Annotated in this window: 13 protein-coding genes; 10 read left to right on the top strand and 3 right to left on the bottom strand. The window is 63.1% G+C overall.

What is annotated here, in order from left to right:
* Nucleotides 1–55 precede the first annotated feature (55 nt).
* The 4 genes from P3R38_RS03095 (at nucleotide 56) to P3R38_RS03080 (ending at nucleotide 3,555) form a co-directional block, all read left to right on the top strand.
* Nucleotides 56–853 carry a hydroxymethylpyrimidine/phosphomethylpyrimidine kinase gene (locus P3R38_RS03095; protein ID WP_023378562.1) on the top strand — a complete coding sequence of 266 codons (798 nt, stop codon included), beginning with the start codon at nucleotides 56–58 and terminating at the stop codon, nucleotides 851–853.
* A gap of 14 nt (nucleotides 854–867) precedes the next feature.
* Nucleotides 868–1,491 carry a thiamine phosphate synthase gene (thiE, locus tag P3R38_RS03090; protein WP_023378561.1) on the top strand — a complete coding sequence of 208 codons (624 nt, stop codon included), beginning with the start codon at nucleotides 868–870 and terminating at the stop codon, nucleotides 1,489–1,491.
* Between the two features lie 17 nt (nucleotides 1,492–1,508).
* On the top strand, nucleotides 1,509–2,792 hold the full coding sequence (gene hemL, locus P3R38_RS03085; RefSeq protein ID WP_023378560.1) for a glutamate-1-semialdehyde 2,1-aminomutase: 1,284 nt from the start codon (nucleotides 1,509–1,511) through the stop codon (nucleotides 2,790–2,792).
* 217 nt (nucleotides 2,793–3,009) lie between these two features.
* Entirely contained in the window at nucleotides 3,010–3,555 is a 546-nt protein-coding gene (locus tag P3R38_RS03080; RefSeq protein ID WP_023378559.1) for a tetratricopeptide repeat protein, read from the top strand.
* A gap of 6 nt (nucleotides 3,556–3,561) precedes the next feature.
* On the opposite strand, the gene P3R38_RS03075 is transcribed toward P3R38_RS03080, so the two are convergent.
* Nucleotides 3,562–3,888: a DUF1820 family protein gene (locus tag P3R38_RS03075; RefSeq protein WP_016393488.1), complete on the bottom strand. Its 327-nt coding sequence runs from the start codon at nucleotides 3,886–3,888 to the stop codon at nucleotides 3,562–3,564.
* A gap of 248 nt (nucleotides 3,889–4,136) precedes the next feature.
* On the opposite strand from P3R38_RS03075, the gene P3R38_RS03070 reads away from it, so the two are divergent.
* From P3R38_RS03070 to lnt, 4 genes are read left to right on the top strand one after another with little or no spacing between them, the layout of a single operon-like run.
* Nucleotides 4,137–5,135 (top strand): PhoH family protein, encoded by a 999-nt coding sequence (locus tag P3R38_RS03070; protein ID WP_023378558.1) that lies wholly within the window; start codon nucleotides 4,137–4,139, stop codon nucleotides 5,133–5,135.
* Nucleotides 5,128–5,601, top strand: coding sequence for an rRNA maturation RNase YbeY (ybeY, locus tag P3R38_RS03065; protein ID WP_023378557.1), 474 nt, complete (start codon nucleotides 5,128–5,130; stop codon nucleotides 5,599–5,601). Before P3R38_RS03070 ends, ybeY begins: the two co-directional genes overlap by 8 nt.
* Nucleotides 5,602–5,626: 25 nt before the next feature.
* Nucleotides 5,627–6,466 (top strand): HlyC/CorC family transporter, encoded by an 840-nt coding sequence (locus tag P3R38_RS03060; RefSeq protein WP_023378556.1) that lies wholly within the window; start codon nucleotides 5,627–5,629, stop codon nucleotides 6,464–6,466.
* An 8-nt stretch (nucleotides 6,467–6,474) separates the two neighbouring features.
* On the top strand, nucleotides 6,475–7,992 hold the full coding sequence (lnt, locus tag P3R38_RS03055; RefSeq protein WP_277686814.1) for an apolipoprotein N-acyltransferase: 1,518 nt from the start codon (nucleotides 6,475–6,477) through the stop codon (nucleotides 7,990–7,992).
* A 152-nt stretch (nucleotides 7,993–8,144) separates the two neighbouring features.
* Here the strand turns inward: lnt and P3R38_RS03050 are convergent, their stop codons facing one another.
* Together P3R38_RS03050 and P3R38_RS03045 are read right to left on the bottom strand one after the other, a co-directional pair.
* Nucleotides 8,145–8,906 (bottom strand): YdcF family protein, encoded by a 762-nt coding sequence (locus P3R38_RS03050; protein ID WP_027907992.1) that lies wholly within the window; start codon nucleotides 8,904–8,906, stop codon nucleotides 8,145–8,147.
* 131 nt (nucleotides 8,907–9,037) lie between these two features.
* On the bottom strand, nucleotides 9,038–9,352 hold the full coding sequence (locus P3R38_RS03045) for a hypothetical protein (RefSeq protein WP_023378553.1): 315 nt from the start codon (nucleotides 9,350–9,352) through the stop codon (nucleotides 9,038–9,040).
* A 226-nt stretch (nucleotides 9,353–9,578) separates the two neighbouring features.
* Between P3R38_RS03045 and leuS the strand changes: the two genes are divergently transcribed.
* Together leuS and lptE are read left to right on the top strand one after the other, a co-directional pair.
* Nucleotides 9,579–12,185, top strand: a complete 2,607-nt coding sequence (gene leuS, locus P3R38_RS03040) for a leucine--tRNA ligase (RefSeq protein ID WP_023378552.1) — start codon at nucleotides 9,579–9,581, stop codon at nucleotides 12,183–12,185.
* Nucleotides 12,186–12,246: 61 nt separating this feature from the next.
* Nucleotides 12,247–12,852, top strand: a complete 606-nt coding sequence (lptE, locus tag P3R38_RS03035; protein WP_023378551.1) for an LPS assembly lipoprotein LptE — start codon at nucleotides 12,247–12,249, stop codon at nucleotides 12,850–12,852.
* The last annotated feature ends 30 nt before the right edge of the window (nucleotides 12,853–12,882 follow it).

Below are 12,882 nucleotides of genomic sequence, written 5' to 3'. Positions count from 1 at the left end.
AATAGCGTTTGTAGGACGATCCGCGCAAATGGGATTGGTGGTAAGCTCGCCGACCATGAATACCTACAGCTCCCGCCCCGTTGTCCTCTGTCTCTCCGGCCACGACCCCAGTGGCGGTGCCGGCCTGCAGGCAGATATCGAAGCCCTGATCGCCCAAGGCTGTCACGCCGCGCCCGCGGTAACAGCCCTGACCGTCCAGGATACCGTCAACGTTACCGATTTCCGCGTGCTCGACCGCGAATGGGTACTGGCACAGGCCAACGCCGTGCTGGCCGACTCCGATGTCGCTGCGGTCAAGCTTGGCATGCTCGGGTCGATTGAAATGGTCGACACCGTTGCCGAACTGCTCAGCGCCCACCCTCACCTCCCGCTGGTCTGCGACCCCGTGCTGCGCGCGGGTGGCGGCGGCCGCCTGGGCAAGGACGAGGTCGGCTATGCCCTGCGCGAACGCCTGCTGCCGCGTGCCACCATCGCCACGCCAAACCTACCCGAAGCACGCATTCTGGCCGAACTGCCCGACGGCAGCGCCGACGAGTGTGCCGAAAAACTGTTGCCGTTCTGTAAACACCTGCTGATCACCGGTGGCCACGGTGACGAAGACGAAATCCATAACCGCCTGTACAGCCGCGACGGCCAGAGCCACACCTGGACCTGCCAACGCCTGCCCGGCAGCTACCATGGTTCGGGCTGCACGCTGGCCAGTGCCCTAGCCGGTCGCCTGGCACTTGGCGAGCAGCTCCAGAGCGCCGTACGCAGTGCCCTGGACTACACCTGGCGAACCCTGCGCGATGCCGAACAACTGGGCAAAGGCCAGTTCGTCCCGCGCCGTCTGCCCTTGGACTTCTGTTCCTGATACGAGGCTTTCCGATGAAGCTACGCGGTCTGTACGCGATCACCGACAGCCAGCTGCTCGCCGGCCGTTTCCTGTCCCACGTCGAGGCAGCCCTTGAAGGCGGCGTGTGCCTGCTGCAATACCGTGACAAAAGCGACGATGCCGCCCGCCGCCTGCGCGAAGCAGAGGCGCTGAAGCAGCTCTGCGAGCGCTACGGCACCCAGCTGATCATCAACGACGATGCCGAACTGGCCGCGCGCCTGGGCGTCGGCGTGCACCTGGGCCAAACCGATGGCCCACTGACACCCGCCCGCGCCCTGCTGGGCCGCCATGCCATCATCGGCTCGACCTGCCACGCCCAGCTCGACCTGGCCAGACAAGCGGCCAACGAAGGCGCCAGCTATGTGGCCTTCGGGCGCTTCTTCAACTCGGTGACCAAGCCCGGTGCGCCGGCCGCCAGCGTAGAGCTGCTGGAACAGGCCCGTGCCCAGGTCAAGCTGCCGATCGCCGTGATCGGCGGAATCACCCTCGACAACGCCGCCCCGCTGGTCGCCCATGGTGCAGACCTGCTGGCGGTGATCCATGGCTTGTTCGGTGCCGACAGCGCGCAGGAAGTTACCCGCCGCGCCCGCGCCTTCAACGCCCTGTTCGCTTCCTGATTTCGAGAGATAACTCCATGTCCCGTTCCGAATCCCTGTTCGCCCAAGCCCAGAAGCACATCCCCGGCGGCGTCAACTCGCCGGTCCGTGCCTTCAAGAGCGTCGGCGGCACGCCACTGTTCTTCAAGCACGCCGAAGGCGCCTACGTGGTTGACGAGGACGACAAGCGCTACGTCGACTATGTCGGCTCCTGGGGCCCGATGATCCTCGGCCACGGCCACCCGGACGTACTCGAATCGGTACGCAAGCAGCTCGAACACGGCCTGTCCTATGGCGCACCGACCGCCATGGAAACCGAAATGGCCGACCTGGTCTGCTCGATCGTGCCGTCCATGGAAATGGTGCGCATGGTCAGCTCGGGCACCGAAGCGACCATGAGCGCCATTCGTCTGGCCCGTGGTTACACTGGCCGCGACGCCATCATCAAGTTCGAGGGCTGCTACCATGGCCACTCCGACAGCCTGCTGGTCAAGGCCGGCTCTGGTTTGCTGACTCAGGGCGTGCCTAGCTCCGCCGGCGTCCCGGCGGACTTCGCCAAGCACACCCTGACCCTGCCGTTCAACGATATCGCTGCGGTGGAGAAGACCCTTTCCGAAGTCGGTCAGACCGTCGCCTGCATCATCGTCGAGCCGGTGGCCGGCAACATGAACTGCGTACCACCGGCTCCAGGCTTCCTCGAAGGCCTGCGTGAGCAGTGCGACAAGCACGGCGTGGTGTTGATCTTCGACGAAGTGATGACCGGTTTCCGCGTCTCCCTCGGTGGCGCACAGGGCCATTACGGCATCAAGCCGGACCTGTCGACCTTCGGCAAGATCGTCGGTGGCGGCATGCCCGTCGGCTGCTTCGGTGGCAAACGCGAAATCATGGGCTGCATCGCCCCGCTGGGCCCTGTCTACCAGGCGGGCACGCTGTCGGGTAACCCACTGGCCATGGCGGCCGGCCTGACCACCCTGAAACTGATCAGCCGCCCGGGCTTCCACGATGAACTGAGCGCCTTCACCAGCCGCATGCTCGATGGCCTGCAGCAGCGCGCCGATGCTGCCAGCATTCCGTTCGTCACGACCCAGGCGGGGGCCATGTTCGGCCTGTACTTCAGTGGCGCCGACGACATCGTCACCTTCGACGACGTGATGGCCAGCGACGCCGAGCGCTTCAAGCGCTTCTTCCACCTGATGCTCGAAGGTGGCGTATACCTGGCCCCAAGCGCGTTCGAGGCCGGCTTCACCTCGATCGCCCACGGCGAGAAAGAGCTGCAGATCACCCTGGATGCGGCCGAGCGCGCTTTCGCCAAGCTCAAGTAAGCTCCCTGATCGCCGGCCGCCGGCTCCTGCAGGTACTTCACAGGCCTGGTAACCTGTGCAATACCTGTGGGGGCGGGTAATAAAAGAGCCTGCAACACGCACTGACTTCCCCAACCAAACAGAAATTCGCGTAAAACTTTGTAAGGTTGGCGCTGCTTATCCCATAATGTGCCACCAGAGACATTGGCCGTAGCTTTGCAGAGGTAAGTCGATCCCCATGAACCGCACCGGCCGCGCCCTGACCATGGGCTGCCTGTTGCTTCTTCAGCCCCTGCTGGCCCTGGCGGAGGGCGGTAACTCGTTGCTGATTCCAGCGACGGGCCGCTGCACTTTGAACGTTCAGCCAGAAGACCTGCACAATGCCTTGAAGGCCTGTGAGCAGACGGCGGCGACCGGGGACGCCCAAGCGCAGTTCGAACTGGGCGAGTATTACTACACGCAAACGCCAAAGGACCTGAAAAAGGCCCTGGACTGGTTCGAGAAAGCTTCGCTGCAAGGTCACGCCGAAGCCCAATACCGCCTGGGCGCCATGTTCTTCCATGGCGAAGGGGTCAAGGCCAATAACGTGCAGGCCTACATCCTGCTGAAGATGGCCGCGGTCAACGGTGCCGAGGATGCACTGGACATGGCCGATGAAGTGACCGAGCAGATGCCCCGTGACGAGCTGGAGCATGCCACCCAGGTGCTCGGCCAGATCTTCCGCAAGTACCTGCTTGAACTACAGAACGCCGAAGGGCGCACGCCGTTCTCGCCACTTCCCTGAAACGCCTTACTTCTCCGGCATCGGCATCGGGAATGGCATTACATTGCCACCCCCCTTGGCTTCGCTGATCTTGGCCGTTCCCAGACGCTCCACTTCGTCGATACGCACGATCGAGTGCATCGGCACGAAGCTGCGGATCACCCCTTCGAACTGGTTCTTGAGCTTCTCTTCGCTCGGGTCGACCACCACTTGGGTGCGCTCGCCGAAGACAAACTCCTCGATTTCGAGAAAGCCCCACAGATCGCTCTGGTAGATCTGCTTGGCATACATTTCGAAGACCTGGCCCTGATTCAGGAAAATGACTTTATAGATGGCGGGTTCGCGTTTGCTCATGTTTGCGGAGATAACACATGCGTAAGAAAAGGCGGGCATCATAGCAGAGAGGCAGATCGATCTGTGCCGCCGGTTCCAGCCAGCACGAGTCCCGCACTTCCGGCCGGAGCCGGCTCGCCGGCGACAAGGCCGGAACGGGCAGTACATAGCTTGTGCCAACCCTTGATCGTTTCAGTGCTTTCGCCACTGCCATCGAAGGGTTATTCTTGAGATCACATTCATTGCCGTCGAGCGGCTAAAAAACGACCTTGAACGCACCCATAGAACCCCATCGTTTCATCCTCGAACCTTTCGAGGCCCACCGTTTCGCCAACCTGTGCGGCCAGTTCGACGAGCACCTGCGCCTGATCGAACAACGCCTGGCCATCGAAATCCGCAACCGCGGCAACCAATTCGAGCTGATCGGCGAACCCAAGACGACCTCCGCTGCCGAGCAACTGCTGCGACGTCTCTATCGCGAGGCCAAATCCTCCGACCTGTCGCCGGAAACCGTCCACCTGTACCTGCAGGAGTCCACGGTCGAGAACATCGACAACCCGGCGGTCAATGAGGTGAGCGTTTCGTTGCGTACACGCAAGGGCAACATTCGCCCGCGCGGGGTCAACCAGCAGCGCTACGTCAAGGAAATCCTGGCCAACGACATCAACTTCGGCATCGGCCCGGCCGGTACCGGCAAGACCTACCTGGCCGTGGCCTGCGCCGTGGACGCCCTGGAACGCGAGCAAGTGCGTCGCATCCTGCTGGTGCGTCCGGCCGTCGAGGCCGGCGAGAAGCTCGGTTTTCTGCCAGGCGACCTTGCGCAGAAGATCGACCCGTACCTGCGCCCGCTCTATGACGCGCTCTACGAGATGCTGGGCTTCGAGCATGTGGCCAAGCTCATCGAGCGCCAGGTGATCGAGATCGCCCCCCTCGCCTACATGCGTGGCCGCACACTGAACAACAGCTTCATCATCCTCGACGAGAGCCAGAACACCACGCTCGAACAGATGAAGATGTTCCTCACCCGAATCGGCTTCGGCTCGACGGCGGTGATCACCGGTGACATCACCCAGGTCGACCTGCCACGCGGCACCAAGTCGGGCCTGGCCCACGTCATCGAGGTGCTCAAGGACGTTCCGGGCATCAGCTTTACCCACTTCCAACCCAAAGACGTGGTTCGTCACCCACTGGTGCAGCGCATCGTCGAGGCTTACGACCGTTTCGACGCCCGTCAGGCAAAACCCGAGGTTCCCGGCAAAGATGCTTGAACTCGACCTGCAACGGGCCACGGACGCTGCCGCCCCGGATGACGCCGCCTTCCGCCGCTGGTGCGAACTGGCCTTGCGCCAGCGCAGCGCCGACTCGGAAATGACCATTCGCCTGGTCGACGAAACCGAAGGCCGCGAACTCAACCACACCTACCGGCACAAGGACTACGCAACCAATGTGTTGTCGTTCCCAGCCGACGTGCCGGACGACCTGCTGGATATCCCGCTACTGGGCGACCTGGTCATTTGCGTGCCAGTGGTCGAGCGCGAGGCCGCCGAACAGGGCAAGTCCCTGGAGGCTCACTGGGCGCACCTGGTCATCCACGGCTGCCTGCACCTGCTCGGCTATGACCACATCGAAGACGATGAGGCCGAGGAAATGGAAGCGCTGGAACGGGAATTGCTGGCAGAACTGGGTCACCCCGACCCATATGCCGACGATGAAAACGAATCAATCACACACTGATACTGCAAGGATCACGAGAACCGCCATGAGCGAAGATCGATCGAGCAACGGGCAGAAGTCCTGGCTGGGTAAACTGACCCAGGCTTTTGCCCATGAGCCGAAAAACCGCCAGGAGCTCCTCGAGCTGCTGCGTGAAGCCCATCAGAACAAGCTGCTCGACAGCGAAGCGCTGACCATCGTCGAAGGTGCCATCCAGGTCGCGGACCTGCAGGTGCGCGACATCATGGTGCCACGCTCGCAGATGATCAGCATCAAGGCTACCCAGTCGCCACGTGAGTTCCTGCCTGCGGTGATCGACGCCGCCCACTCGCGCTATCCGGTGATCGGCGAAAGCCATGACGATGTGCTCGGGATCTTGCTGGCCAAGGACCTGCTGCCGCTGATCCTCAAAGAGAACGGCGACAGTTTCAACATCAAGGACCTGCTGCGCCCCGCCACCTTCGTGCCGGAATCCAAGCGCCTGAACGTGCTGCTGCGTGAATTCCGCGCCAATCACAACCACATGGCCATCGTCATCGACGAATATGGTGGTGTGGCGGGCCTGGTGACCATCGAGGACGTGCTCGAGCAGATCGTCGGCGACATCGAAGACGAACACGATGTCGAGGAAGACAGCTACATCAAGCCACTGCCAAGCGGCGACTTCCTGGTCAAGGCACTGACACCGATCGACAACTTCAACGAGTTCTTCGACAGCGAGTTCTCGGACGACGAGTTCGACACGGTCGGCGGCCTGGTGATGAGCGCCTTTGGCCACCTGCCAAAGCGCAACGAGACTACCGAGATCGGTTCCTACAGATTCCGTATTCTCAACGCCGATAGCCGGCGGATACACTTGCTGCGCCTGACACCGATCACCCGCTAAGGACAAACATGCGTTGGATCACCCGCCCCGGCTGGCCCGGTAACCTGCTGGCCATGGCGGCCGGCGCCTCCACTCTCCTGGCCTTGGCGCCATTCGACATCTGGCCGCTGGCCCTGGTGTCCATCGCCCTGCTCTACCTCGGCCTGCGCGAGCTCAGCCCGCGCCAGGCCATGGGCCGCGGTTGGTGCTTCGGCTTCGGCCTGTACGGTGCCGGCACCTGGTGGATCTACGTCAGCATGAACACCTATGGCGGTGCTTCTCCGCTGCTGGCGACTCTGCTGCTGCTGGCGTTCTTCGCGGCGCTTGCCTGGTTCTTCGCCTTGCCCACATGGCTGTGGGCGCGCTGGCTACGGCGCAATGAAGCGCCCCTGGCCGATGCGTTGTGCTTTGCTGCGCTGTGGTTGTTGCAAGAGGCCTTCCGAGGCTGGTTCCTGACCGGTTTCCCGTGGCTATACGCAGGCTATAGCCAGCTGGACGGTCCGCTGGCCGGGCTTGCCCCGCTGGGTGGCGTGTGGCTGGTGTCCTTCGTTCTGGCCATGAGCGCTGCGCTGCTGTGCAACCTGCCGCGTCTGCGGGCACGCCCGTCATTCCTGGCGGTCGGCATCGTGCTGCTGCTGGCACCCTGGGGCCTGGGCCTTGCGCTCAAGGGCCACGCCTGGACCACCCCGGTCGGCGACCCGCTCAAGGTCGCTGCCGTGCAAGGCAACGTCGAGCAGGACCTGAAGTGGGACCCCGCCCATATCGACGCACAGCTGGCGCTGTACCGCGACATGAGCTTCACCTCCAAGCCCGTGGACCTGCTGGTCTGGCCCGAGACAGCCGTACCGGTGCTCAAGGACCAGGCGCAGGGCTACATCGACGTGATGGGGCGTTTTGCCGCCGAGCGGCATTCTGCGCTGATCACCGGCCTACCTGTGCGGCAAGTGGTGCACCACCAGCGCCGCTACTACAACGGTATCACCGTCACCGGTGAGGGCGATGGCACGTATCTGAAGCAAAAGCTGGTGCCGTTCGGCGAATACGTGCCACTGCAGGACATGCTTCGGGGGCTGATCGAGTTCTTCAACCTGCCAATGTCCGACTTCGCCCGGGGACCTGAAGACCAGCCGCTACTGCAAGCCAAGGGCTACCAGATTGCGCCGTACATCTGCTACGAAGTCGTTTACCCGGAATTCGCCGCCGGCCTGGCTGCCCGCAGCGACCTGTTGCTGACCATCAGCAACGACACCTGGTTCGGCACCTCGATCGGCCCGCTGCAGCATCTGCAGATGGCGCAGATGCGTGCCCTGGAAGCTGGCCGCTGGATGATCCGGGCCACCAACAACGGGGTCACCGCGCTGATCGACCCATTCGGCAAGATCACCGCGCAAATACCGCAATTCCAGCAGGCGATCCTGTATGGCGAGGTGGTGCCCATGCAGCAACTGACACCTTATCTGCAATGGCGCTCGTGGCCGCTGGCGATCGTCTGTGCGCTGTTGCTGGGTTGGGCGTTGGCAGCCGGGCGGATCGCGAAGACCGTTTGACGACACGGGACAGGCGAGGGCTGCAGCGCAGCCCTTTCGCGTCGCATGGCCGCGCCCATCCAAGAACTTCGGGGCTTGGAAACAACAGCCCTGGGCAAGAGCCGAGATCGTGCGGGGCACTGCTGGAGCCGGTTTGCCGGTGAACGGCCATCTCAATAGAACAACCGATACCCTAGCAACCCCACCGCCTCATTGAGCAACTGCCCGCTTTGCCACACCGCCCGGCTCTCCGGCAGCAACCCGCCAAACGGCCGCGCATGATCACGCCCAAGAAATCCCATCGGCGCCACCACCACCTCGAAGCCCGCCTGCTCGAAGCTCCAGCGCGAGCGCTGCATGTGCCATGCCTGCGTCACCAGCACTACCCGGCGAATACCCAAAGGCTGAAGCAGCCGGGCGCTGAGCTGGGCATTCTCCCAGGTCGTACGGCTGGCTTCTTCCTTCCATTTGACGCCAACGGCAAAGTCCTCCTGCAACCGGTCGGCCATCAACTGCGCCTCACTCGGCGGCGTGCCGTAGTGCAAGCCGCCGCTGGTCAGCACCGGCAGGCCAGAGGCCTTGGCCAGACGCGCCGCAAAGCGCATGCGCTCCAGCGCCAAGGCGCTGGGCTGGTCGCCACCGCCCCAGGCCGGATCGCCCCGTTCACGCCCGGCCCCCAGTACCACGATGGCATCGGCCCGGCTCGCCAGGCCCGCCCATTCACCAACAGCCAGAGGCGGTTCGGTCTCCAGCAAACGCGCCGACTCCTGCACCACCGCAGGCAGGCTCATCAACCACAAGCCTCCGAGCCCGACAGCAAAGCACAACGCCGCTAGGCGCGGGCGCCTGGCACGCAGCCACCAGGCAGCCAGCAAGAGCAGGAACAGGATGCCGGGTGGCATCAACCATTGTTTGATGAAGAATCGAATCGGCATTGGCACACCTCCATGGAAGGCGTGCAGCCTAAGAGGATCGGCGTCGGGCAACAAGAGTGCGACCGACGCCGATCATAGGGTGTATATCGAAGCACCGGCGCACGATGGCCTGCGCCTTTAATCCTGAACGGCTAACGATTTGGCAGCGTCCTGGATCTTGCCGTGCCGGTGGAGCGTCGCTTGTCCTTGAGCCAGATGATCTTTGCCGAGGCCGGCTCCGCTTGCGGGTATGCGCCAACGCAGGCATTTCGGCGTTCCGGGAGCGACTCCAGGTAGGCCTTGATCACTTCGAACTCTGCATGGCTCAAGCCGCGCAGTTCCAGCTCGGCGGGCATCTCGTCGCGCAATCGTACCGAGGTCCTGGCAACTTCCAGCGCCAGCCCAAGACGGTCGATCAGGCGTTCGTAAAGCTCCGGTTTGATTGCGGGTAGCTGCGTCTCTCCCATCCGTTCACCTCATTGAAGATAAGAATATCTCCCCCCAACCATGAGCTTAGCGTCACTGTAAAAAGCAGCCGACCCCTGCGACCAGCGGACGTTCGCAATCAGGGTTTCCCACGATGTGCGGCGCTGCTGTATGCTACGGCGTTCACGCTCACGACACCGGAGTGCCGGACGCAGCGAGGTTCCGCTGCCTGGAACAAGGTCTCTTCTCTCTCAGCCAAAAGTAGCCATGCACGAACAATACACGCCCCGTGATATCGAAGCCGCCGCCCAGAAGTTCTGGGACGAGCAACAATCGTTCGCTGTTACCGAACAGCCAGGCAAAGACACCTACTATTGCCTATCGATGTTCCCGTACCCGAGCGGCAAGCTACACATGGGCCACGTTCGCAACTACACCATCGGCGACGTGATTGCCCGCTACCAGCGCATGCTGGGCAAGAACGTCCTGCAACCGATGGGCTGGGATGCTTTCGGCATGCCCGCGGAAAACGCCGCGATGAAGAACAACGTCGCGCCGGCCAAGTGGACGTACGAAAACATCGACTACATGAAGACCCAGCTCAAGAGCCTGGGCCTGGCCATCGACTGGGCACGTGAGGTCACCACCTGCAAACCCGACTACTATCGCTGGGAGCAGTGGCTGTTCACCCGCCTGTTCGAGAAAGGCATCATCTACCGCAAGAACGGTACCGTGAACTGGGACCCGGCTGACCAGACCGTACTGGCCAACGAACAGGTCATCGATGGCCGTGGCTGGCGTTCGGGCGCGCTGATCGAGAAGCGCGAAATCCCGATGTACTACTTCCGCATCACCGACTACGCCGACGAGCTGCTGGAAAGCCTCGACGAGCTGCCGGGCTGGCCTGAACAGGTCAAGACCATGCAACGCAACTGGATCGGCAAGTCGCGCGGCATGGAAGTACAGTTCCCCTACGACCAGGCGAGCATCGGCCACGAAGGTACCCTGAAGGTCTTCACCACCCGTCCGGACACCCTGATGGGCGCCACCTATGTCGCCGTCGCCGCCGAGCACCCGCTGGCCACCCAGGCCGCCCAGGGCAACCCGGCGCTGCAGGCATTCATCGACGAATGCAAGAGCGGCAGCGTTGCCGAAGCCGACATGGCCACCCAGGAGAAGAAAGGCATGGCCACTTCCCTGCTGGTCGAGCACCCGCTGACCGGCGAGAAGCTGCCGGTCTGGGTCGCCAACTACGTGCTGATGCATTACGGCGACGGCGCTGTAATGGCTGTTCCAGCCCACGATGAGCGCGACTTCGAGTTCGCCCACAAGTACAACCTGCCAGTCAAGGCAGTGGTACGCACCAGCGCTGGCGACGAAGTCGGCAGCGAATGGCAGGCGGCCTATGGCGAACACGGCCAGCTGATCAACTCCGGCGAGTTCGACGGCCTGGACTTCGCGGGCGCATTCGACGCCATCGAAGCAGCCCTGATCCGCAAGGAGCTGGGCAAATCGCGCACTCAGTTCCGCCTGCGCGACTGGGGTATCAGCCGCCAGCGCTACTGGGGCTGCCCGATCCCGATCATCCACTGCCCATCCTGTGGCGACGTGCCAGTACCAGAAGACCAACTGCCGGTCGTCCTGCCGGAGAACGTGGTACCGGACGGCGCTGGTTCGCCGCTGGCGCGCATGCCCGAGTTCTATGCGTGCACCTGCCCGAAATGCGGCACCGCAGCGAAGCGCGAAACCGACACCATGGACACCTTCGTCGAGTCCTCCTGGTACTTCGCCCGCTACGCATCGCCCAACTACGACAAGGGCCTGGTCGACCCGAAAGCGGCCAACCATTGGCTGCCAGTCGATCAGTACATCGGCGGTATCGAGCACGCGATCCTGCACCTGCTGTACGCGCGCTTCTTCCACAAGCTGATGCGCGACGAAGGCCTGGTCACCTCCAACGAACCGTTCAAGAACCTGCTGACCCAAGGCATGGTGGTCGCCGAGACCTACTACCGCGTTGCCAGCAACGGCGGCAAGGACTGGTTCAACCCGGCCGACGTCGAAGTCGAGCGTGATGCCAAGGCCAAGATCATCGGCGCTCGCCTGAAGACCGATGGCCTGCCGGTTGAAATCGGCGGCACCGAGAAGATGTCGAAGTCGAAGAACAACGGCGTCGACCCGCAGTCGATGATCGAAGCCTACGGCGCCGACACCTGCCGCCTGTTCATGATGTTCGCCTCGCCGCCCGACATGAGCCTGGAGTGGTCCGACTCCGGCGTCGAAGGCGCAAGCCGCTTCCTGCGCCGTGTCTGGCGTCTGGCCCAGGCCCACGTTACCCAGGGTCTGCCGGGCAAGCTGGATGTCGCCGCCCTGGACGACGCGCAGAAGGTCATTCGCCGAGCCATCCACGCTGCGATCAAGCAGGCCAGCAATGATGTCGGCCAGTTCCACAAGTTCAACACCGCCATCGCCCAGGTGATGACCGTGATGAACGTACTGGAAAAAGCCCCGCAGGCCACCGAACAGGACCGCGCCCTGCTGCAGGAAGGCCTGGAAGCCGTGACCCTGCTGCTGGCCCCGATCACCCCGCACATCTCCCATGAGCTGTGGAAGGCACTGGGCCATGACCAGGCCGTGATCGACGCCAGCTGGCCAGTTGTCGATGAAAGCGCACTGGTGCAGGACACCGTGACCCTGGTCGTCCAGGTCAACGGCAAGCTGCGTGGCCAGGTGGAAATGCCGGCCGCCGCAAGCCGCGAGGAGATCGAAGCCGCAGCCCGCAGCAACGAGAACGTCCTGCGCTTCACCGACGGCCTGACCATCCGCAAGGTCATCGTGGTACCGGGCAAGCTGGTCAACATCGTCGCCAACTGATGGCAACGCCCGCCCGCAGCCTATGCGGGCGGGCGGAATCGGCTCACAAGGGAGCAACAACATGATCAAACGCAATCTGCTGGTAATAGGCCTGGCCGTCGTGCTCAGCGCCTGTGGTTTCCAGCTGCGCGGCACCGGTACCACCGAGCTGAGCGTCAAAGAGATGGACGTCAGCGCGCGCAACGCCTACGGCGAGACCGTGACCCAGCTGCGCGAAGTGCTGCAGCGCAGTGGCGTCAACGTTCACGCAGGCGCACCCTACCGCTTGGTGCTGACCAACGAGAAAGAAAGCCAGCGCGCCGCGACCTACAGCGGTGGCAACCGCTCGGCCGAATACGAGCTGACCACCGAGCTGGACTACAGCATCCTGGGCCTGAACAACCTCGAACTGCTCAGCGACAAGCTGGAAGTCCGCAAGATCTACATCCACGACGGTTCCAACATCACAGGTTCCGACCAGGAAGCCGAACAGGCCCGCACCGAGATGCGTCGCGACCTGGTGCAAGCCATGGTCGTGCGCCTGCAGATGCTGACGCCGACGCAGCTTGACCAGTTGCAGCAGGAAGCCGACGAACGCGCCAAGGCAGAAGCCGCCGCACTGGAGGCCGCTCGCCGCCAGCAGGCCGAGACGCCACAGCAATCGCCCCTGGAAGTTCCGGGCAACTAAGCCCGTGCGGGGCGCCCCAGGGTGCCCCGC

This window comes from Pseudomonas sp. NyZ480 (genome assembly GCF_029537255.1).
In the GTDB taxonomy this organism is placed as follows: Bacteria; Pseudomonadota; Gammaproteobacteria; order Pseudomonadales; family Pseudomonadaceae; genus Aquipseudomonas; species Aquipseudomonas taiwanensis.
Note: the sequence above shows the minus strand (reverse complement) of the source record. Positions and strands in the feature narration are given on the sequence as shown.

What these genes read in the sequence shown, in the direction of transcription:
- P3R38_RS03095 (WP_023378562.1), top strand. Translation starts at nt 56, where the DNA reads ATGAATACCTACAGCTCCCGCCCCGTTGTCCTCTGTCTCTCCGGCCAC.
- thiE (WP_023378561.1), top strand. Translation starts at nt 868, where the DNA reads ATGAAGCTACGCGGTCTGTACGCGATCACCGACAGCCAGCTGCTCGCC.
- hemL (WP_023378560.1), top strand. Translation starts at nt 1,509, where the DNA reads ATGTCCCGTTCCGAATCCCTGTTCGCCCAAGCCCAGAAGCACATCCCC.
- P3R38_RS03080 (WP_023378559.1), top strand. Translation starts at nt 3,010, where the DNA reads ATGAACCGCACCGGCCGCGCCCTGACCATGGGCTGCCTGTTGCTTCTT.
- P3R38_RS03075 (WP_016393488.1), bottom strand. Translation starts at nt 3,888, where the DNA reads ATGAGCAAACGCGAACCCGCCATCTATAAAGTCATTTTCCTGAATCAG.
- ybeY (WP_023378557.1), top strand. Translation starts at nt 5,128, where the DNA reads ATGCTTGAACTCGACCTGCAACGGGCCACGGACGCTGCCGCCCCGGAT.
- P3R38_RS03060 (WP_023378556.1), top strand. Translation starts at nt 5,627, where the DNA reads ATGAGCGAAGATCGATCGAGCAACGGGCAGAAGTCCTGGCTGGGTAAA.
- lnt (WP_277686814.1), top strand. Translation starts at nt 6,475, where the DNA reads ATGCGTTGGATCACCCGCCCCGGCTGGCCCGGTAACCTGCTGGCCATG.
- P3R38_RS03050 (WP_027907992.1), bottom strand. Translation starts at nt 8,906, where the DNA reads ATGCCGATTCGATTCTTCATCAAACAATGGTTGATGCCACCCGGCATC.
- P3R38_RS03045 (WP_023378553.1), bottom strand. Translation starts at nt 9,352, where the DNA reads ATGGGAGAGACGCAGCTACCCGCAATCAAACCGGAGCTTTACGAACGC.
- leuS (WP_023378552.1), top strand. Translation starts at nt 9,579, where the DNA reads ATGCACGAACAATACACGCCCCGTGATATCGAAGCCGCCGCCCAGAAG.
- lptE (WP_023378551.1), top strand. Translation starts at nt 12,247, where the DNA reads ATGATCAAACGCAATCTGCTGGTAATAGGCCTGGCCGTCGTGCTCAGC.